Annotated in this window: 16 protein-coding genes; 12 read left to right on the top strand and 4 right to left on the bottom strand. The window is 62.1% G+C overall.

Annotated elements, in window-relative coordinates:
- The first annotated feature begins 9 nt into the window (after nt 1-9).
- The 7 genes from BN2476_RS25020 (at nt 10) to BN2476_RS24990 (ending at nt 6,109) form a co-directional block, all read left to right on the top strand.
- The gene (locus BN2476_RS25020) at nt 10-492 is read left to right on the top strand and encodes a TadE/TadG family type IV pilus assembly protein (protein ID WP_087736853.1); all 483 of its coding nucleotides are present in this window, start codon (nt 10-12) and stop codon (nt 490-492) included.
- Entirely contained in the window at nt 489-959 is a 471-nt protein-coding gene (locus BN2476_RS25015) for a TadE/TadG family type IV pilus assembly protein (RefSeq protein ID WP_087736852.1), read from the top strand. The genes BN2476_RS25020 and BN2476_RS25015 overlap by 4 nt, the downstream gene beginning before the upstream one ends.
- 26 nt (nt 960-985) lie before the next feature.
- Nucleotides 986-2,164: a CpaE/TadZ family protein gene (locus BN2476_RS25010; protein WP_087736851.1), complete on the top strand. Its 1,179-nt coding sequence runs from the start codon at nt 986-988 to the stop codon at nt 2,162-2,164.
- 17 nt (nt 2,165-2,181) lie between these two features.
- A complete protein-coding gene (locus BN2476_RS25005) occupies nt 2,182-3,549 on the top strand; it encodes a TadA family conjugal transfer-associated ATPase (protein ID WP_087736850.1) in 1,368 nt (455 codons plus the stop codon).
- A 65-nt stretch (nt 3,550-3,614) separates the two neighbouring features.
- A complete protein-coding gene (locus tag BN2476_RS25000) occupies nt 3,615-4,592 on the top strand; it encodes a type II secretion system F family protein (protein ID WP_087736849.1) in 978 nt (325 codons plus the stop codon).
- A gap of 39 nt (nt 4,593-4,631) precedes the next feature.
- Complete coding sequence (locus BN2476_RS24995; protein WP_087736848.1) at nt 4,632-5,606, top strand: type II secretion system F family protein; 975 nt, start codon at nt 4,632-4,634, stop codon at nt 5,604-5,606.
- Nucleotides 5,607-5,623: 17 nt separating this feature from the next.
- Complete coding sequence (locus BN2476_RS24990) at nt 5,624-6,109, top strand: MarR family winged helix-turn-helix transcriptional regulator (protein WP_087736847.1); 486 nt, start codon at nt 5,624-5,626, stop codon at nt 6,107-6,109.
- Between the two features lie 93 nt (nt 6,110-6,202).
- Here the strand turns inward: BN2476_RS24990 and BN2476_RS24985 are convergent, their stop codons facing one another.
- Genes BN2476_RS24985 through BN2476_RS24975 form a run of 3 tightly spaced genes read right to left on the bottom strand, consistent with a single transcriptional unit; the run spans nt 6,203 to nt 7,796 of the window.
- Complete coding sequence (locus BN2476_RS24985) at nt 6,203-6,676, bottom strand: Hcp family type VI secretion system effector (RefSeq protein ID WP_087736846.1); 474 nt, start codon at nt 6,674-6,676, stop codon at nt 6,203-6,205.
- 60 nt (nt 6,677-6,736) lie between these two features.
- Complete coding sequence (locus tag BN2476_RS24980; protein ID WP_087736845.1) at nt 6,737-7,231, bottom strand: lysozyme inhibitor LprI family protein; 495 nt, start codon at nt 7,229-7,231, stop codon at nt 6,737-6,739.
- On the bottom strand, nt 7,218-7,796 hold the full coding sequence (locus BN2476_RS24975; protein WP_087736844.1) for a lysozyme: 579 nt from the start codon (nt 7,794-7,796) through the stop codon (nt 7,218-7,220). The genes BN2476_RS24980 and BN2476_RS24975 overlap by 14 nt, the downstream gene beginning before the upstream one ends.
- Nucleotides 7,797-8,016: 220 nt before the next feature.
- Here BN2476_RS24975 and BN2476_RS24970 point away from each other — a divergent pair, with 220 nt between their 5' ends.
- Nucleotides 8,017-8,289: a hypothetical protein gene (locus BN2476_RS24970; RefSeq protein ID WP_087736843.1), complete on the top strand. Its 273-nt coding sequence runs from the start codon at nt 8,017-8,019 to the stop codon at nt 8,287-8,289.
- Between the two features lie 49 nt (nt 8,290-8,338).
- On the opposite strand, the gene BN2476_RS24965 is transcribed toward BN2476_RS24970, so the two are convergent.
- Complete coding sequence (locus tag BN2476_RS24965) at nt 8,339-9,025, bottom strand: DNA alkylation repair protein (protein WP_087736842.1); 687 nt, start codon at nt 9,023-9,025, stop codon at nt 8,339-8,341.
- 310 nt (nt 9,026-9,335) lie between these two features.
- Between BN2476_RS24965 and BN2476_RS24960 the strand changes: the two genes are divergently transcribed.
- The 4 genes from BN2476_RS24960 to BN2476_RS24945 all read left to right on the top strand — a co-directional run bounded on the left by BN2476_RS24960 (nt 9,336) and on the right by BN2476_RS24945 (nt 21,306).
- Nucleotides 9,336-10,898 carry a multicopper oxidase domain-containing protein gene (locus BN2476_RS24960; RefSeq protein ID WP_087736841.1) on the top strand — a complete coding sequence of 521 codons (1,563 nt, stop codon included), beginning with the start codon at nt 9,336-9,338 and terminating at the stop codon, nt 10,896-10,898.
- A 67-nt stretch (nt 10,899-10,965) separates the two neighbouring features.
- Entirely contained in the window at nt 10,966-12,555 is a 1,590-nt protein-coding gene (locus tag BN2476_RS24955; RefSeq protein WP_087736899.1) for a multicopper oxidase family protein, read from the top strand.
- 19 nt (nt 12,556-12,574) lie between these two features.
- A complete protein-coding gene (locus BN2476_RS24950) occupies nt 12,575-20,761 on the top strand; it encodes a cadherin-like domain-containing protein (protein WP_087736840.1) in 8,187 nt (2,728 codons plus the stop codon).
- Nucleotides 20,758-21,306 (top strand): hypothetical protein, encoded by a 549-nt coding sequence (locus BN2476_RS24945; RefSeq protein ID WP_087736839.1) that lies wholly within the window; start codon nt 20,758-20,760, stop codon nt 21,304-21,306. Before BN2476_RS24950 ends, BN2476_RS24945 begins: the two co-directional genes overlap by 4 nt.
- Nucleotides 21,307-21,316 lie beyond the last annotated feature (10 nt).

Raw genomic sequence — 21,316 nt, 5'->3', positions numbered from 1 at the left:
GAAGCGATCATGCGCAAGAAGGGTCTTTCCATTCGCCGCATGCGCGGTGCCGTCGCGGTCGAATTCGCGTTTCTCGCGATTCCGTTGACGCTCCTGCTGCTCGGAATCGCCGAGTTCGGCAATGCGTATTACCAGTACAACACGATCGACAAATCGGTGCGCGACGCGGCGCGGATGCTGTCGGCCTACAGTCCGTTGCAGGCCGACTATCCGGTCGCCGCAGCGCAATGTCTGGTTGCCTATGGCAACACGGGTTGTTCAGGTTCCCCACTGGTGGGCGGGTTAAAGACCAGCATGGTTGTGATCTGCGATCAGGTGAACACCACGGGCTGCACGGGGAATTTCAAGAACGTCCAGACCGACCCTAGCGGAGACACCATCAACATCGTTCAAGTGAAGGTCACGGGGTACGGGTATTCGCAGATCACGGGGTTCTTCAATCTGGGCGGATTGATCTTTGGCGATATTAGCTGCGTGATGAGGCAGATATGAGTACGATCGATATGAAGCATACGTCTCGCCGGCGGCGTGAGCGCGGTGTAGCCGCGGTCGAATTCGCGCTTATCGCGCCCATCTTCTTCATCTTGCTGATCGGGATCATGGAGATGGGACGGCTGTTCTTTTACTGGAATTCGGCGACGGAAGCCACGCGCCTCGGCGCCCGCATTGCAGTGGTATGTGACGTCAATCCCAGCCAGTCTGCGACCAACCCCGTGATCAAGAACATGCAGCGGCTGCTGCCGATCCTGAAGCCGTCCAACATCACAATAGCGTACTCGCCGACGGGTTGCGACGCCTCTTCATGCGTTTCGGTCACGGTCAGCGTGTCGAACGTCAACAACATTGGTACGGCAGTGCCCTTCTTGAAGCCATTTTCAGTTGGGATCCCGTCATTCTCGACAACGTTGCCGCGAGAAAGTCTGGACAGCCAGGGCGGCACCAACCCGAGCTGCAGTTAGACGTCCGATGCAAACAGGAAGCCAACATGACTAACATTCTCGCCATTTCACCGGAGGCCGCTCGCGCGAGCGCGATCGGCCGTGCGCTCGCGGTTGCTGATTCGCACTATCGCTTTCGCACTTCGGACACTTCCCTCGAGGACCTTTGCACCCAGCACGAAGAACTTGACGGGATCGATCTGTTGCTCGTCGACGGTGCGAAGATGACGATGCAGGACTTTACGACGCTTGCTTCGCTGACCTCGCAGCACGCCAGTCTGGCTTGCGTGCTGCTCACGCCGGAATCTTCGGCCGAGATCGCGATCTGCGCAATGCGCGCGGGCGTGCGCGACGTGCGGCCCTGGCCGGTGCCCCCTGAGGACCTGCAGCGCGCGATCGAGGAAATCGCGGGCAGGCTCCATGGATCGAGGCGCGCCGGCAAAGTGATTTCCTTCGTGTCGTGCAAGGGCGGCAGCGGCACCTCCTTCCTGGCGGCAAACCTCGGATTCGCAGCGTCGGCCGCCGGCAAGCAGGCGCTTCTGGTCGATCTGAGCCAGCAATATGGAGAGGCGGCGTTTCTGGTCACGGAAGCCACGCCGCCTGCCACGATCGCCGACGTATGCATGCAGATAGACAGGCTCGATCCGGCTTATCTCGATGCGTGCCTCACGCGTGTCAGCGACGGTTTCGATGTGCTGGCAGGCGCACCCGACCCCGCGCGAGCAAAAGAGATCAAGCCGGAGCACCTGCAACGGATCGTGAACCTCGTGCGCCATCGATATGACCTGGTCATCTTCGATGTTGGCCAGACGATCAGCAACGTGTCGATCGCGGCACTCGACGTCAGCGAAAGCATTTTCCCCGTGGTGCAACTGAGCCTTCCCTACCTTCGGGGCGCACGGCGGCTTCTGGAGATGTTCGGGTCGCTCGGTTACGGCAATGACAGGATCAGGGTCGTGGTGAACCGTTACCACAAGAAGGGTCCGCTCGGTCTGGCCGAGCTGGAGAAGACACTCGGCTTGCGCGTGCAGACGGTGATACCGGAAGACAGCGCGTCCGTGTCGGAGTCGATCAATCAGGGCGTACCGATCTTGCGACTTGCCAGGTCTAGCGGCGTGGCAAAAGGTTTGAGCGAGCTGGCGCATTGCATCTTGCCTGCATCGGAGTCCAGCGGCGGCACATTTCTGCAGAAACTGTTTCGCAAACCCATTCCGGCCAGAGCCTGATTCAGCGGAGAAAAGAAATGGAAAACGTGACTACATTGCGCGAGCAGTTTTTCGACAACGGCGATTCGTCCCTGAGCGAGCAGAGCATCTCACGGACGCGGACAGCCAGGAAGGCGTATCAGGAACTCCGAAGAAATGTTCACCAGTCAATTATCGAGCGCGTGGAGCTTGAAAAACTCCAACGTCTTTCGCACGACCAGATCCAGCAGGAGATCGCAGTGCTCGTCGAGCGCATCCTCGATGAAGACGCGATCCCCGTCAACGAACTCGAACGGCGGCAGTTGATTCGCGACGTGCGCGACGAAATGCTCGGTTTCGGGCCGCTGGAGCCGCTCCTCTCGGACCCGACCGTATCCGATATCCTGGTCAACACCGCCAGGCAGGTTTATGTCGAACGCCGCGGCAAGCTCGAGGTTACCGACGTCACCTTCTACGATGACGGTCACCTGATGAAGGTCATCGAAAAGATGGTTTCCCGCGTGGGCCGTCGCATCGACGAGTCGAACCCGATGGTGGACGCGCGTCTGCCGGATGGCTCGCGGATCAATGCGATCATCCCGCCTTCTGCGATCGACGGGCCGCTGCTGTCGATTCGCCGTTTTGCCGTCAACCCGCTAACGGTGGCGGACCTGATGGAGAACCAGAGCTTCACGCCACCGATGATTCAGGTACTGGAGGCTTTGTCCGCGGCGAAGGTGAACATGCTGATCTCGGGCGGCACGGGCAGCGGAAAAACAACGCTGCTCAACGTTCTGTCGGGCTTCATCCCGGCCTATGAACGTATCGTGACCATCGAAGATGCCGCTGAACTCCAGTTGCGCCAGGCGCATGTCCTGCGACTCGAAACGCGTCCGCCGAATATCGAGGGCAGGGGTGAGATCACCCAGCGTTCGCTCGTGCGCAACGCGTTGCGGATGCGGCCGGACCGCATCATTCTTGGCGAGGTTCGCGGCGCGGAGGCACTGGACATGCTCCAGGCGATGAACACCGGCCATGAAGGGTCGCTGGCCACCGTGCACGCGAACACGCCGCGAGACGCACTCACGCGGCTCGAAAACATGATTGGCATGGCTGGCCTGAACCTGCCTCCGAAAGCCGCCCGGCATCAGATCAGTTCCGCAATCTCGGTGATTGTCCAGGTGGCCCGCCTGACTGATGGGCGCCGGAAGATCACAAGCATTCAGGAGATCACGGGCATGGAAGGCGAGGTCATCAACATGCAGGAGATCTTTACCTTCAAGCGCGGCGGTGTCGATAAAAACGGCAAGGTGATCGGCCAGTTCTGCGCGACAGGCGTGCGCCCGAACTTCTCCGATCGCCTGCGGGAATTCGGCGTGCCGGTTCCCGATGACCTGTATGACCCGGCAAAACGCCACGTGGTGTAAGAACGGCGCCCGCAGGCCACGGCCTGCAACAGGCGCCGCAAATCGAGGACGTTGGGGGGATCGTCGTGAACTATCTATTCTATGGTTTCGTCATTCTGGTTTTCTTCTCGATCATCCTGATGATCGAGGCCGCTTATATGTGGTGGCAGAGTCACCATAGCAGCGCGGCAAAGCGTGTTGAAAACCGCATCCGGATGGTCGACACCGACAGGCAAGCAAGAAAGGATTCTGTCTCGATCCTCAAGCAACGTGCGCTGGCCAGCTCTCCACAAATGGAGAGAATACTGCTTCGGATTCCACGCATTCATTCACTCGATGGCTGGCTCGTCCAGACGGGCCTGGGATGGTCCGCGCAGAAGTTTGTGTTCCTCGTGGCGATTCCGCCCATTGTGGTACTGCTGATAAGCAGCCTGTTCTACGTTCCGTGGCTTATTGCCTGTGTCTTGATGATTCTCGCCGGAGCTGTTGCGCCATTCTGGGCACATCGAGCCAAGGAAAAGCGGCTCAAGCTGATCGAGGAACAGTTGCCCGAAGCGGCGGACATGCTCAGCCGGTCGCTGAAGGCCGGTCACTCGTTCACCACGGCGCTCGGCATCGTGGGCGACGAGATGCCTGATCCGATCGCCAGCGAATTCCGCATGGCGTTCGATCAGACGACCTTTGGCGTGCCGCTCGGCGACGCATTAGGCGAACTGGCGGCCCGCGTGCCGATCCCCGATCTTCGCTTTTTCGTCATCGCAGTGCTGATACAGCGGGAGAGCGGGGGCAATCTGGCAGAAATTCTGGGAAACATTTCGCAGCTCGTTCGTAGCCGCCTGGCGCTGCTGGGGAAAGTGAGGGCGCTTTCGGCGGAAGGCAGGCTGTCAGCGTGGGTTCTGGGCCTCATGCCGTTCGGGCTGGGCGGGCTGATGTCGATCGTGAACCCCGAGGTTTTGCCGATTCTCTGGAACGATCCGGCGGGCTTCAAGATGATTGAATTCTCACTCGTCGCGATGCTGTTCGGCTTCTGGTGGATGCGCAATATTGTTCGCATCCGCGTATAGGCCACATCCGACCTGCAACTTTGAAAAACGAGGTGAACCATGCCCCTCACGAGTGGTACACAACTGCTGCTACTGGTCGCCGTCTTCGCAATTATTGGCGTGGTCACGTTTGCGGCAATGACCATGCTCATGCCGACCTCCGTGCATCGTCGCCTTGACAAGCTTCAAAGCGACGACCAGATACCGTCAAACGCCCAGGCACCCGACGCCGAATGGGTCGAGAAGATCGCGCAGGCTTCCAGGCCATTCGCGAAACTATCGCTTCCCAAGGAAGGTTGGGAAAAGTCGGCGTTGCGCACGAGATTCACGCATGCGGGATGGCGCAGTCCGTCGGCCCCGGGACTCTACTTTGCCGCCAAGACCGTATTGATGGTCGGGATGGTCCTGGTCCCTCTCTTGAGCGCCGGATCGTATCTGGCAGGCGAGCACAGCTATGTGCTCATGGCGCTGGTTCTGGCGCTGGCCGCCATTGGCTACTATCTGCCCAACGTGGTTCTGGTTTATGCGATTCGCCGGCGCCAGCGCGCGATTTTCGAAGACTTCCCGGACGCTTTGGACCTGCTCACGGTATGTATCGAGGCGGGCCTCGGCATGGATGCCGCGATCGTGAAGGTATCCGAGGAAATACATATCAAGAGCCCGAAGCTGAGCGAGGAGTTTCAACTACTGACCCTCGAACTGAGAGCCGGGATGAGCAGGGACGATGCACTCAGGAATATGGCGATGCGCACTGGAGTAGAAGAGCTGAACGTGCTGGTAGCCATGCTGATCCAGGCACAACGCTTCGGCACCAGCGTGGGCGATTCCTTGCGTGTGCATTCGGAGAACCTGCGCCTGAAGCGGCGGCTGCGCGCTGAAGAGGCCGCTGGAAAGATTGCGGTAAAGCTGCTTTTTCCGCTCATATTCTGCATCTTCCCATCGCTCCTGCTGGTCTTGCTCGGCCCGGCTTTCATTCAGATTCTTCGCGTGCTGCTGCCCGCGCTCTCTCAGACAGGTGGCGGCGCGCCGCTGTAGTGATGGTTGGAGGAACCATGAAACATGCCACTGAAGAACGCGTCGATGTTGTCAGGCTCCGATTCCTGCTTGGCGTCAAGCTGGCGGCCTTCAACCAGTTTGTGGCGAGGCAACTGGGACTGAGCGTTACCGACCTGGAATGTCTCGAAGTCGCCTACTACGACGAAGTGCAACCCGTTACGCCGGGCCGGCTGTCGAAACTGATGGGGCTATCGCCAGGCAGTATCACGACTTCCCTGAAGAACCTCGAAAATGCCGGTCTGATAAGACGTGAGCCCGACCCGACCGATGGGCGGCGCATTCTGTTGCGCTTCATTCCAGGCAGCCGTGCAACGATCAATGCCTGGTTCGAACCTGTCAACCGCAACCTGGCCGATCTTGATGGAACGCTCGATAGTGAAGAACTCGCAAATATCAAGAAGTACTTCTTGGGCCTGTTGAAAATCATCGATGACTACATGGCCGACAACCAGCCGGTTTGCGTCACAATGCGGCGATCGTGAGTGGTCGCGGCTCTGACGTTGCGGATTCGGAAATTAAAGAGCCGCCGAAGCGGCGTGTGCGCATTCGGCACTTGCTACGCGTGAGTCGCGCTATTACCGTTCGAAGTTTTCTTTTATGTCGAAGGTTGCCGTAACCGCGCCTGCGTTGATGCCGGAAATATCCTGAACCTTGTATTCTTGCTTGACGCGTGAGAACGATAAGCTCACATGCTCGGCGTAGTGATCTTCATATATAACTGGCTCGACGGACGTTATAACAACGTCACCCATAGTTACTTTCAGGAATTCAAGGGGATTTCCCCCGGCTTTGCGTGTTGTCAGGATCACTTCGGGAATGTGTCGGCCCGTTAGGCAGTAGCGCATAAGGTTAGGGCTCGAACGGTCTATCTGGTGAACAAAATTCAGATCGTTAATTGTTGCCTTCCCTGCACCTCCCCCCGATCCCGACATCATCGAAGAAGGTTGCGACATTTTCCAGCGCCGGCTATCAATTTCAATTTCGTCTTTGTGTAGAGCATCATGCGATTCGCCAGAAATGCCGCTGATCTTCAAAAAGATGTCTGCCATATCAGTTTCCTTGTTTCATGTGTTCGAAGTGCCGATGTGTCGGAGTGCGCCGCGCGCGTGCTACATAGGGCTCTTCAGTAGCGCGTCCAATTCCTTCGTGTGGGCCTGCGTAATGGTAGTCATACATTCCCAAAAACTGACGTAGCGACTTGAGGCGGGGCCATTCTTATAGGCGACGCTGTAACAAGTTTCGTCGCGGTAGTTGATCCACGCGCTTCGAGCTTTTGAGATGTGTGGAAGCGCGAGCGGCTCATTTTCTTTTTCTGCTTCCGAATCAGACTTCCTGAACGCTGTAGCGACCGCATCGAACTTATGTAGCAGCGTCGCTTCTGCGCGCTCAAACTTCGCATGTGCGCATTGCTCCATGTCCGCGGTGGACGCATGCTCGCCCGTATCGCACAGGTGCGCGATTTCGGCGGGCGCATGACCTGCGAAATACCGTGAAGACGGCTGGAACGTGCGGTAGTCGAACTCGCCTGAGTAGATGGTCTCTGCCTGAACCGATCCAGAGAGAGCGAGAGCAATTGAAAGCACTACGGGGTCAGTGTGCCGCATCGTAGACTCCAGAAGCAAACAAGCGCGCTTCCTGAAACCGGCGACGTTTTAGATTCTTGTTGTGTCCGACGCGATACGGCAAGATGAAGTCAAACAATTTATTGTATTCGCCGCTATTGACTTTGGTAACGAGTGCATCGGCACCAGTGAAAGGGCCGCAATTGAAGACTATGCTAACCAGGGCGTCGTATTCAAACTGGTAAAGCGGCACCCAGATGTCGCGATTCAACCGGCCTTCCATACGGTCCAGGTCGGCTCTAAGCAGACTCTGCGCGCGTTGTAAAGTAATCTTGTCACCTACTTTAAGTTGGTCGGCGTCAACCACAAGGTGTCCGCAACCTACGGTCGGTAAGCCACGGTTATCTTTGTAGACTTCCAGTATGAATCCATCTGTGACCTGATGGCCCTGGAAGTTCTTCCCGTTGAGCACACCCGATTCCAGCACTGCTACAAATTCAAGCGCGTAACTTGACACGCTCCACGGTTTGCAATGCCGTGATGAATAGGCCGTAAATACTGAACCTGGGTCGTTGTTCGTGGTGCATACGCAAAGCGCTTCTGTCATGCTGCCCGCATTAGCTCTGCCACCGAAATTTTGTCAATACCGCCAACACACGCCAGAGTAAGGCCGGCAAACATTGCTGGCCCGACCCGTTGAGACGCGCCCACCGCGCGCGCTGAGCGCATCAATAGTTGCAAAGCGGTGTAGGGTGCCTTTATTGACTTCGTTATCCGACATGTTTTCTAGTCTCTGGTGAGTAGCGGGATGCACTACGGGCCAGTACATGGCCGGCAATGCCGACGCGCGGCTATTGCTGCTTGCCCCCCGCCTGATTGGAACGTATCGGGCCATTACGCGGTATCAGAAGAATTCGAAAAATGTGCAGGATTTTTCCTTGGCCGCAGGTTGCGATGGCAAGCCCGGTTGGGATGGTGCTGGCAAACCGCGATTCGATTCGGTGCATGGCCATTTCGCCTACGACGAGGGCACACGCTGGTGCGACAAACCGGGTTTGCTGCGCCGGTTTTGGTTTCGTGCGCGTACCGATACACTGTAAATCACCTCATGGTCTTCTGATCCACTTCAATGACCTCACCCGACCGGTATCAAATCCGTTTTAGCGCTTCTCGCACCGTTAGCGGAGACAGCGTCTGCATGTTGACCCGTACGAACTCACGTACGGATTTGTCATCCCATCTGGCGTAGTCGCGCAATGCCCAACCAATGGCCTTGCGAATGAAGAATTCCTTTTCGCCGGCCAATTGCTTCGCGTAGCGGAACAGGCGCTGCCTGTCGGTATTCAGTCTCCATCCACGCTGATGCAGCATCGCTGCCCGGCGGACCCAGACGTTTCCGTCCTGTACCCATTCGTCCATCGAAGCCTGGCCTTCGCCCGAGGCACGGTCACTCGCGAGCAGCACGGCACCGATGACCGAAGTGAGTCCGTCAACGGTCTCCCACCAGGATTCCTGCGCGAGCAATTCGCGCAATGTCGAAATATCGTCGATCGATAGTAAGCGATGGTGCCGCATGAGCAGATCGATGGCCGTGTAGCAGTATTCGCGCTCCCCCTTGTTCCACAGCTGTCGAGCCGCGTCGAGCAGGGAATGCGACGACGGCCAGTGTTGCGCGATCAGCGTCTTGACGGCAGCGCGCCGAACCGGCGCCGGTAGCCCAAGAAATACATAACGGTTCAACATGTACCGCTCCATCTTCGCTGCCTGTTCCGGATTTGCGAGCGGCCGGAATGCCGCCTCGATGGCATCTGCGAATTGCTTCGGTGTCGTGCTCACGCGCCCCTCGTTTTTCTGCTTGCCGTATTCATACGATCGACGCTATCACACTCGCCCGGCGCAGAGTCACGGCGCGGAGCCTCCCGTCGCGCGCGTCACCGCGCTCATTCCAGGCAGGTGCGTTGCCGCGTATTCCCCGTTCCTGTTGGGTCAACCCTACCGCAAGTGTAGGGAGGTGCCCCATCCCGCCGCCCGTTGGCCATCTGCAAAATCCAGATACGGGAAGGTGTGACGATGCACCTGGTCCCGTGATCGCAGAGCCCGACGGCAGCGCGCCCCCCGCGCTGACCGACTCCTCAGCGGAGGTCCTATGCTCAGTACCCTCGCATATCGCAACGGCGTGGCGGCGCTGTTGCTGCTGTTGTTCGCGTTGCCGTCTTTCGCGCAGTCGTTCCGGGTGCAATGTCCGCTCACCACCACGCTGCATCCGAATGCGTTGCCGTCAGGCGCGGGCGAACCTGCCTACACGGGCCCGTCCTTCACGGGATCGACCTCTCAGCCGACGAACGTCGTGAACGGCGCGATCAAATGCCAGCAGATCTCGGGCGGCGACGGCTATGCGACGATGGCCGACGGCACTCAGACGTATCTGTTCGCATTCGGCCCATTGTCCGGTCTTGCGGACATCAAGAAGGGACTGCCGGGCACCGAATTCGCGTCGGTGTTCAACGTGGTCGGCACGGCCGCCGATCCCAACTACAACGGCGCGATCGGTCTCGTGCCCGATCCGGAGTCGACGCCACCGGGACAGCTGACGGGCCACGTCGATCCGCGCCAGATCATGGACGTGGGCGTGATGAACGGCAACATGCCCGCGCCGACCATGGCCATCGACGAGGACGACGAGTTCTTCCTCACATTGACCAACGTCGGCATGATCATGCGGCCCGACCTGTTCGAGCAGCATACGGTGCACTTCCACGGCTATCCGAATGCGTCGTCGTTCTACGACGGCGTGCCGGACGCGTCGGTCGCGATCAATATCGGCGCGAGCTTCACGTACTACTACCTCGCGCCCGACGCCGGCACCTACTTCTGGCACTGCCACATCACGCCGCCTGAGCATTTGCAGATGGGCATGGTCGGGCAGATCTTCGTGAGGCCGCGCCAGAACCGCGTGGCGGGCGGCGCCAGGCTCTACGATGCACTGTTGCAGCAACAAAAAGATCCGCGCACGGCGTGCGGCAACGACATTCTCTGCTCGACGCCGCTGCCGCTGCCGAACGGATACATGCATGCGAACAACAAGAGCGGCACGCCGACGCTCTACGCGTACAACGACGGCGACGGCACGACGGCTTATGACGTCGAGTACCCGGTGCAGATTCACGGCTTCGATCCGAACTTCCACTTCGTGGGCATGACGTTCAATCCGGAGCCGTTCACCGATATGAAGGACAAGTACTTCCTGCTCAACGGCCGCAGCTATCCCGACACGGTCACGGAAGGTCCGATACAGACGCCCGTCGCCGACGGCTCGCAGCACTTCTCACAGCCGCTGCCCGCACTCATCAACATTCCGGCCGGCGGCAAGGCGCTCTTGCGGATTTCGGACCTCGACACGAGCGAATTCCAGACGCTCGCCTCGCTGGGAATTCCGATGCATGTGATCGGTGTCAACGCGCGCCTGCTGCGCGACCTGGCGGGCAACGACATGACCTATATGACCAACTCGATCACGCTCGGCGGCGGCGAGTCGATCGACGTGATTCTCGATGCGAGCGACACGAGCCGCTACGCGCCGGGCTCTGTCTTCTATCTGTACACGCCGAACCTCGATCACCTGTCGAACGATGCCGAGAACTTCGGCGGATTGATGACCGAGGTCCACATCTGTCAATCGGTGGACCCGACCACGAAGTCCTGCATCTAGGAGATGAGCCGTGGGCAACATCATCGACAACTTCTGGCGCGCAAGACACGCGCGCCGCCGCCCGGCGCTGCGTTTCACGCTCGCCCACGCGCTCTTCTGCGCGGCTCTCGTCACGCTGCTGTACTGTCTGAATGCGCACGCGGCCGCGCCCGGCATCACGGGGACGAGCTTCGATCTCAGCGCCGAGGCCAACCGCATCAGCCAGCCTGACGGAACGAGCGTCTACGCGTGGGGCTACGGCTGCCGCACCGCGCCGTCGGGCTTTTCTCCCGCCAGCATTCCCGGCGCGAACTGCCCGAGCATGCAGGTGCCGGGGCCGACGCTGATCGTGAAGCAGGGCGACGTCGTCACCGTCACGCTGACGAACAACCTGCCCGAAGCGGCGGGCAACACGTCGATCCTGTTTCCCGGCTTCCAGGTCTGCGCCGCCGCGCTCACAACGGACGGCACCTGTCCGACGACGCTCACGGGCGTGCCGGGCCTGCTCACGCGCGAAGCGACGCACGGCAACAGCGTGACGTACAGCTTCGTCGCTTCGACGCCGGGCACGCATGCGTACTACAGCGGCACGCAGGGCGATCTGCAGGTGGAGATGGGCCTGTCGGGCGCGATCATCGTGCTGCCGACTTCGGCGCCCGGCGCGCTCGCCGTGCCCGCCGGCTGCCGCGCCGTGCAGGGGACGCTGCCCGACGGCCAGCCCGACTTCCGCAATGCCGCTGCCGCGTATAACCATCCATCGACCTGCTACGACCGCGAGTACCTGTTCCAGTTCTCGGAGATGGACCTGCGCATCCACACGCAGGCGGAGCAGGAAGCGAGCAAGCCGTGCTCGCAGCCGACGGGCTGCATGTCCGTCGAGACCGAGCCGTATCACCCCTCGTATTTCATGATCAACGGCCGCTCGATGCCCGACGACATGGACCCGAACTACGCGCAGCAGTATCCGCATCAACCGTACAACGGCAATCCGCACATGCATCCAGGCGAACTCGTGCTGTTGCGCGTGATCGGCTCGGGCCGCTGGCAGCATCCGTTCCACGAGCACGGCAATCACGTGCGCGTGCTCGCGCGCGACGGCAATCTGCTGCTGAGCAAGACGGATGCGACGAAGCTCGCGGGTCCGCTGCTCTTCACGACGACCACGACGCCCGGCCTCGCGATGGACGGCATCTTCTACTGGACGGGCAAGGGGCTCAACTGGGATGTCTACGGCCATACAGCGGGCGACGGCAGCGTTTGCGTTCCCGATGCGAACGGCTACTACACCGTCAACAGCAATCCGCCCGCGCCGCCCAATGCGCCGAACTACTACGAGTGGTGCGCCGATCACGACAAGCCGCTCGAAGCGCATCCGTTCGGCAATGTCGGCAGCGGCGGCCCCGTGACGTTGCCCGATGCGCGCGTGCTGACGAACGGCCCGTGGTACGGCGGCAGCCCGTATCTCGGCCCCGACGCGACGATCCGCGCGACTTCGTTCACGGGCACGACGCCGCCGAGCGGCACGATCGCGAATCCGCCGACCTCCGAAGCCGGATTCGCCTACATGTGGCATTCGCACAATGAGCGCGAGATCACCACGAACAACATCTTCCCTGGCGGAATGATGATGATGATGCTCGTCGATCCGCAGGCGTTCACGATCAACGAAGGCAATTAGAGAGACGGGGAGAATCGCGATGAGATCCAGCGATTTCAACAGAACGCTTGCCGGCCTTGTGAAGTGCGCCGCGGCGGCAGCGCTGATGACGGCGAGCGCGATGGTCTGCGCGCAAAGCGTGACCCTCACTGCAAAGGCCCAGACGATTGCGCTTCCCGACGGACAGGTCGTGCCGATGTGGGGCTATACCTGCTCGATGCCGGCCGTTTCGCCCGCAACCTGCGCGGCGACGAATCCAGGCGCGGGCGCGAACTGGTCGCCCGTCGTGATCACGACGCCGCCCGGCTCGCTCACGATCAACCTCGTGAACGCTCTGCCCGGCAAGGTGCCGACCTCGCTCGTGATCGTCGGCCAGCTGGGCGGCGGTCTCGGCACCATACCTACGAGGACCGCGAGCCCCGTTCACCCGACGCAGACGGCGACCACCTGGCCCATTGCCGGTACAGGCAGCGGAGCGAGCTTCACGCCGCCCGCGCAACCTCCGCGCGTGCAGTCGTTCTCGACTGAAGTGAAGCAGTCGCCTACGGCGGTAGGCAGTGCGACGCCACTGACCTGGAACAACCTGCGCCCAGGCACCTATCTGATCGAATCGGGCACGCACCCGTCGATCCAGGGGCCGATGGGCCTCTATGGCGTGCTCGTCGTCACGACGCCGCCCACGGCGGGCTCGCCGCAAGGGACAGCCTATCCGAACGTCAAATACGATGCGGACCTGCCGCTCGTGCTGAGCGAGATCGACCCCGTGCAGAACCAGGCCGTGGCGACGGCCGTCGCCACGACGGGCTTCAGCGAGACGCGCGTGTGGTCCGGGCTGTCGGGCGGCTGCGGCGATCCCACGTCGGCGACCTACGGCACCTGCTATCCGCCCGCCGTGAACTACGATCCGCGCTATTACCTGATCAACGGCGTCGCATTCGATCGCTCGAATGCGAATGGCTCCGCGTTCCCCGTGACGGCGCCCGCATCGACCACAACGACGACTGGCCAGATCCTGCTGCGCTTCGTCAACGCGGGCCTGCGCATGCATGTGCCGTCCGTCGTCGGCGCGCAAACGGGCACGCCGCCCGTATCCGGCTTCTCGCTGATCGCAGAGGACGGCAACGTGCTGCCGGGCAATCCGCGCGTGCAGAGCGCCGTGTTCCTTGCCGCCGGCAAGACCTACGATGTCCTGATGAACTCGCCGACGGCGGGTGCGTTCGCGCTGCCGCTGTTCGACCGCCAGCTGAGCCTGTCGACCAACAACCAGCGCGACGGCGGCATGCAGGGCTATATCAGCGTGAACGGCGGCGCGCTGCCGACCTCGGCGGCGGGCAATGCGAACGCGAAGGCGAACCCGGACTCGTACTACCTCGTCGCGGGCAATACGCTCGCGGTCTCGGACCCCGGCAAGGGCCTGATTGCCAACGACGTGGGCGTCTACGGCGTGCAGATCAAGACGCAGCCGACGGGCGGCACGCTGACGCTGAATCCCAACGGCACGTTCACCTATGTGCCGAATTCGGGCACCACATCGGACAGCTTCGTCTATCAGGCCAACGGCAACCCCGCATTGACGGCGACGGTGACGCTCAACGCGTGCTCAGGGAGCCAGAGCTGCCAGTCGGGCCCGCCCATCGCGTCGGATGACGCGTTCAGCAGCAATATCGCGTCGCAACTGCATGTCGGCGCGCCGGGCGTGCTCGCTAACGACCATGATCCGGCGGGTCTGCCGCTCACGGCGTCCATCGTCGGTGGCGCGTCGGGCGGCACGGTGACGCTGAACAAGGACGGCTCGTTCAACGTCGCGCCCAATGCTCCGCCCGTCGGCAATGCGACGGCGACCGTGACGTTCCAGTACACGGCCGTCAATTCGCAGAGAACGGCGAGCACAAACCCGGCGACCGTCACCGTGACCTTCAAGGGCGGCAGCGGTCTCGTCGTCGCGGTCAAGGACGCGAAGGTGGGCACACTCATCAACGACTATCGCTGGATCATCGAGGAAGACCGCACGTTCCAGATCGATCCCGCCTGCCAGGTGAACTCGTCGACGACGCGGCCCGCGTCATGCCCGCCGCTGCCCGTGCCGAGCCTCGGCACGAGCTTCCACACGAGCTATATGCCCGTCGTCGCGGCGGGGTGCGTCGGCACCGTGTCGTGCGAGTCGGGACAAACCGTGTTCGATCCCGGCACGAACACGCACGTGCCCGCCGTGTGCGATGTCGGCAACGGCGTGTGCCGCACGGACGCGGCCCAGCAAGCGGCTGTCGATCCATCGCAGGTCGCGCTCGATCCGACGAAGCACTACTACCTGTCGATCCTGCCCGGCGACGCGGGCAACACGTTCACGGCCGGCGCGGGCGCACCACAGCCCGTCGACCCGAAAAATCCGGACGGCCCTCAGCGGCAGTTCGATATCGCGAAGGATTGCCCGTCCGGTCCGGGCGGCGCGGACTTCGCGCCCGGCACGGGCACCTGCGGACACGCGATGGGCGGCGCGGCGATTGCGCCCGCGCAGCATGCCGTCAACGTGCTGTTGCAGCAGACGCCGTTGCAGACCGCGAAGATCTCCGTGTTCGTGTTCGAAGACGATGCGCCCGTGAACGGCGAAGTCGACGTGAGCGGCGGCACTGACGCATTCGGCACGGCGCGCGAGCCGGGCCTCGGCGGCTTCGAAATCAAGCTCTTCGACGACGCGGGCGGCACGGGCGATTCGACGGGCCAGATGACCTACGACATGTTCAACATGCCGCTGTCGAATTCGCTGCAAGGGACGATCGATCCGAGCACCGGGCTCGACGCCTGTCCGATCACGAAGGCGGCGAACGACGGCCTCGTCGGCATGATCCCGACCTGCCCGAAGTTCGAATCGGACGGCAAGACGATGTCGCCGCTCGTGGGCCAGGCGATCATCGCGAACCTGATGCCGGGACGCTACGGCGTCGTCGCGACGCCGGCCGCCGATCGCATCGCGAGAGGCGAAGAGTGGCTGCAGACCAATACGCTCGACGGCCAGAAGGCTCACGACGCGTTCATCAAGGTGGGCGGCCCCGCATACTTCCAGGAGTTCGGACCGGCGGGCTTCCACGTGACGATCGGCTTTGCCAATCCGAAGATCATCAACGCGCGGCTGCCGGGCATCTGCAACGGCGTGGCGTGCAATAACGGCATCACGGGCAAGATCACGAATCTGCACTACAGCCGTCCGCCCAACGAAAACCTCTACAGCAGCGGCTCGCGCGATTCGCTGGGCTTCACGCAGTGCTATGTGAGCGTCGGCGATCCCGATCTCGAGGACGTCGCGTTCACGAAGTGCAACGCGGACGGCACATTCAGCATCAATGGCCTGCCGGACGGTCTGTTCCGCATCACGGTGTTCGACCAGTGGAACGACCAGATCGTCGACGGTCTCGCGACGGCCGTGCAGCTGAAGGGCGGACAGGTGCAGAACGTCGGCGATCTGCCCGTGCTGCAATGGCATACGAACCTCTATACGCGCACCTACATCGATACGAACAACGATGGCGTTTCGCAGGACAGCGAGCCCGGTCTCGCGCTCGTGCCGACCAATATCCGCTTCCGCGACGGCAGCTATTCGAACTTCAACAACACGGACCTGAATGGCTACGCGTCGTTCAACGAAGTGTTCCCGCTCTTCAACTGGTACATAGCGGAGGCCGACACGACACGCTACAAGCAGACGGGCGTGCATGTCGTCTACGACGCGGGCGGACCGCCTGACGGCACGCCTGGCGGCGGCAACTCGTCGATTGCGGCGAACTTCGCGAACACGCAGGAATCGTCGACGTCGCATCTGCCGTCCGACCTGCGCGTGCCGGGCGCGGTCTACTGCAACGACGCGGACTGCAGCGACCGCTCGGGCACGAACCCGTCGACGGGCCGCATCGATCCGCCATGGGTCACGACGATGGGCTGGCAGGGCTTCTCGGGCCAGAACTCGTTCATCGAGTTCGGCAAGGCGCCGTTCGGTGCGAACGAGAACGGCGGCATTCATGGCGAAGTGATCTACGCATCGACGCGCCCGTTCGACGATCCCGCTCTGCTGCTGCATACGAGCTGGACGCCCAACGTGCCGAACGTGACAGTCAATCTGTACGCGGAGGGCACGGCGCCCGATGGCACGCAAAGCCTGACGCTGGTCGATACGACGAAGACGAGCAGCTGGGACGACTGGGCCCAGGGCTTCCGTTCGGACGGCAAGCCGAACATGAACTGCCCGGGCCAGGAAACCACCGATCCGTTCTTCTTCACGCTGAAGAACAGCCCGCAATGGCTCGATCCGCAAAAGCGTCCGCTGCCTTATAACTCGCAGTTCAAGTGCTACGACGGCATGCACGCGTTCAACCAGCTCCAGCCCGCGCCGTACGACGGGATGTACCAGTTCCCGAGCGTGACGGGACGCGATCCGTCGAAAGGCACGCCGACGGGGTCCAACTGCGCGATCTGCAGCAAGCAGGCCGATGGCTCGTACATGCTGCCCCCGGGCAAGTATGTGGTCGAGATCATCGTCCCGCCGGGCTATGAGCTCGTGAAGGAGGAAGACAAGAACATCCTGATCGGCGACAACTACATCGCGCCCGTCACGCAGCAGTTCGGCGGGCTGGGCAACATCTTCATCCTGCCCGACCAGGCGGCCGTGAACTCCACGTACAACCGCAACAACGCGCAGAACCCGACCACCGATCTCGGCTCGTCGCCGCGTCACGAAGGCGACACGGGCAGCGTCGAGACGTTCTGGCCGTGCGTCGGAGCGCTGCGCGTCGTGCCGGATTACATCAGCCTGTTCCCCGGCTCGCAGGAAGTCGCGCCGTTCGCGGGCGCATCGCGGCACCTGTGCGACCGCAAGGAAGTCGTGCTGACGGACCAGATGTCGGTGCTCGCGAAGTTCTGGGTGTTCAGCTCGACGCATGTGGCCGCGCACTTCACCGGCTTCATGCTCGACGACTTCTCGTCGGAGTTCGATCCGTACTCGCCGCAGTTCGGCGAAAAGTTCGCGGTGCCGAACGTGCCCGTCTCGCTGAAGGACTTTGCGGGCAACGAAGTGAGCCGCGTGTATTCGGATCAATGGGGCATCTTCAACGGGATGAACTATTCGACGTGGGAAGTGAATCCGCCGAACCCGACGGGCTACGCGCCGACGATGATGGTCGCCTGCATGAACGATCCCGACATGCCGGACCCCGCGCATCCTGGGCAGACGATCCGCGATCCGCTGTTCAACCCCGCGTACAGCCAGTTCTGCTACGAGATACCGTTCATGCCAGGCCAGACGCAATACATGGATACGCCCGTCGTGCCCGTGTCCGCGTTCGCGGACGGCTACAACCCGCCCGATTGCGCGTATCCCGATGCGACGCCCGCGATCTCGTCGGTGACGGGTGACACGAGCAACGGTGGCGCGGGTCCTTGGGTGAGCGCGGCCAACCATACGCTGACGATCAAGGCGCTCGGCGACCAGCAGGTGCTGAACCACGCGTATGGCGGTCCCGCGGCGACCACGGCGCCGTACAACCAGAAGTTCGTCACGCGGCACTATGGCTTCGGCGCGCAGCAGGGCACCGGGTCGGTGACGATCGGCGGCGTGAATGCGCCTGTGACTTCGTGGTCGGATACGCAGATCGTCGTCAGGGTGCCGTCGCTGTCGGCGAGCCAGTCGAGCTGCACGATCCAGCAGCGCGGCGTCAACACGCAGACGCGCTGCGGCGAACTCGTCATCACGTCGGACAACGGCAAGAAGTCGATCGACACCGTGACGGTGACGATCGGCGGCAAGGCGCCGACCTATGTCTCCGGCGAGAACGCAACGAACAACGCGATCCAGACGGCCATCGACAAGGCGACGCCGGGCGACATGATCATCGTCGGTCCGGGCAACTACAACGAGATGCTGCTGATGTGGAAGCCGGTGCGTCTGCAAGGCGTGGGCGCGCCTAGCGTGGTCGTGAACGCGAACACGCATCCGTCGGGCAAGGTCGATCCGTGGCGCAGACAGGTCGACTGCGTGTTCGGCGTCGCGCTCAACGGCAGCCCGATCACGTCGGGCAATCCGTACGATCCGTCGGGAACGTACACATGCTCGGCCGCGATGCAACGCCAGGTGGATGCGATTCCGCTCGAGCCGACGGTAGGCTGGGACAACACGCTCAACGGTAATCTCGGCGAGCTGCTGATGGAGCCGACGCTGATGGGCGCGTACGAAGGCGCGGGCATCACCGTGCTTGCGAAGGGCGTGCGCGACGTGCGCGTGGGCGGCCAGTTGCAGCCCGATCCGAACTGCACGGCGAACGGCGTCTGCGTGCCGCTCACGGCCAGCAACGCGGATTGCAACACGTATTCGAGCAACTTCCTGTGCAATCCATCGCGTGTGGACGGCATCACGTTCACGAACAGCTCGCAGGGCGGCGGCGGCATCTTCCTGCACGGCTGGAACCACTATACGGAGGTGTCGAACAACCGTGTCTTCAGCAATGCGGGCACGCTGACGGGCGGGATCACGGTCGGCCAGGTCGAAGTGCCCGACGGCACGATCGCCAACGATGGCTTCACGCAGGAGCCGTTCGCGTACAACACGCATGTCAACGTGCACCACAACTCAGTGACGTCGAATGCGTCGTACGGCGACGAGATCAACTCGACGACGCCTTCGTCGGCTGCGGGCGTGACGTTCTGCTCGGGCGCGGACAACTATCACTTCAACTACAACTGGGTCTGCGGCAACATGAGCAGCGGCGACGGCGGCGGTGTCGCGCACTTCGGCTTCAGCTACAACGGCGACCTGTCGCACAACTGGGTCCTGTTCAACCAGAGCAACAACCCGACGCTGCCGACGTACGGCGGCGGTGTGATCGCCCAGGGCGTGCCGCCCGACGGCACGTTCTGCGAGAACAACCCGGTCGATATCGACTGCGCGCCGCAGCTCTCGGATGGCGTCGGGCCGGGGCTCGTGATCGACGGCAACCTGATCGTCGGCAACACGGCCGAAAGCGGCAAGGGCGGCGGCCTGCGGCTGCAGAACATCAACGGCACCGACGTGCAGCGCAGCCCCCGCACCCGCAACCGCTGGTACGAGGTGAGCGTAACCAACAACATCATCGCGAACAACGTGGCGGGCTGGTCGGGCGGCGGCGTGTCGATACAGGACGCCGTGCGGGTGAACTTCATCAACAACACGGTGATGTCGAACGACTCGACGGCTTCCGCTGGCGTGCTGTTCAATACGCCGCTGGCCGCGCAGGCCAACGTCGGTCCGCCGAACTGCACGACGGTCGGCTCGGAAACGACGTGCAGCCCGATCACGACGTCGACGATGCAGCCGTCCGGCCTCGAGACCGCGAAGCACACGCAGAACTTCCTGACCGCGTTCTCGGCGGGCAACGCGGGCTGTCCGACCGGGCAGGACTGCAGCCACTTCTCGTTCCCCGTGCTGAACAACGATGTGTTCTGGAAGAACCGCACGTTCTACATCACCGTGGGCGGGCTGAATCCGAACATCCCGGGCTTGCAGAACACCGTCGCGCTGAACCCGACGCTGAACCAGGCGGGACATCAGACGGGCTACTGCGATCCCAACGCCGTGTACTGGGATATCGGCACCTATGGCGATACGAAGCCGTCGGATCACTCGTCGGGCATGAGGCTCACGCCGCAGTACTCGATCCTCACGGATGCAGGCGACTATCCGAACGCGCACAACAGCGGAGCGGACCCGAACGTCGTGAGCATGTACTGCAACGGTGCACGCGTGCCGCCCGAAGGCGGAGGCAACGGCTTCGCGGTGCCGCCCGGCATTGCCGACACCGTGCTGCCCAATCCGCTGTTCGGCCTGCTGCCGTCGGCGACGCCGGATGAAGGCAACCAGTGGATCAACATGTCGTACGGACCGCTGTCGCTCTTCAACATGACGTTGGGTTCGGGCAGCACGGGCTATGGCGTGCCGCTCGGCAACTACTCGATCAAGACGGGGTCGCCCGCCGTCAATGCGGGCACGAACGCCGGCGCGCCGAATCACGACTTCTTCGGCACGCAGCGTCCGCAGAGCGGCGCCTATGACATCGGCGCGGTGGAGCTGCCGCGCACGGGGCTCTTCGCCGGCGGCAACCTGCCGTTCGCGCCGGGCGCGCTGCTCGACCTGCTCAACCAGGTCCTGGGCACTGGCGCGGCGGGAACGGGCGCTCCGCAGGCGAACGCGACCACGGGAGTCGTGCAATGAGACGCGTGGCGATAACGGCCGCGGCTGCGTGGCTCTGCTGTGCCGCATTGCCGGCGATGCCGGCAGCGGCGCAGCAGACTCAACCGGTGCAACAGGTGCAACAGGTGCAACCGGCGCAGCGGGTGCAGAAGGTGGGGATGCACGGCGGCGACCCGCACGCGTCGCACGCGTCGCATTACCTGCCGATGAAGCTGCCAGGTCACGCGCGCGCTTTCTATCAATCGGTGCGCGGGATCGACAACCTGAGCGTGCGGCGCACGGCGTCGGGCAATCTGTTGCGCTTCAGCTATCGCGTGACGGACCCGGCGCTCGCGAAGCTGCTCGGCGACAAGAGCACGACGCCTTATCTCTACGGCGAGGCCAATCATGTGCTGCTCGAAGTACCCGTGATGGACAACATAGGCCAGCTGCGTCAGACGGGCACGCTTCAGGTCGGCCAGGAATACTGGATGGTGTTTTCGAACAAGGGCAATGTGGTTAAAGCGGGGGACCGCGTCCACGTGCTGATCGGTTCGTTCCATATCGACGGGCTGGTCGTCGAATAATGCGCGGCGT

The organism is Paraburkholderia piptadeniae (assembly GCF_900007165.1).
In the GTDB taxonomy this organism is placed as follows: domain Bacteria; phylum Pseudomonadota; class Gammaproteobacteria; order Burkholderiales; family Burkholderiaceae; genus Paraburkholderia; species Paraburkholderia piptadeniae.
This window is presented reverse-complemented; position numbering and strand designations above follow the sequence as displayed.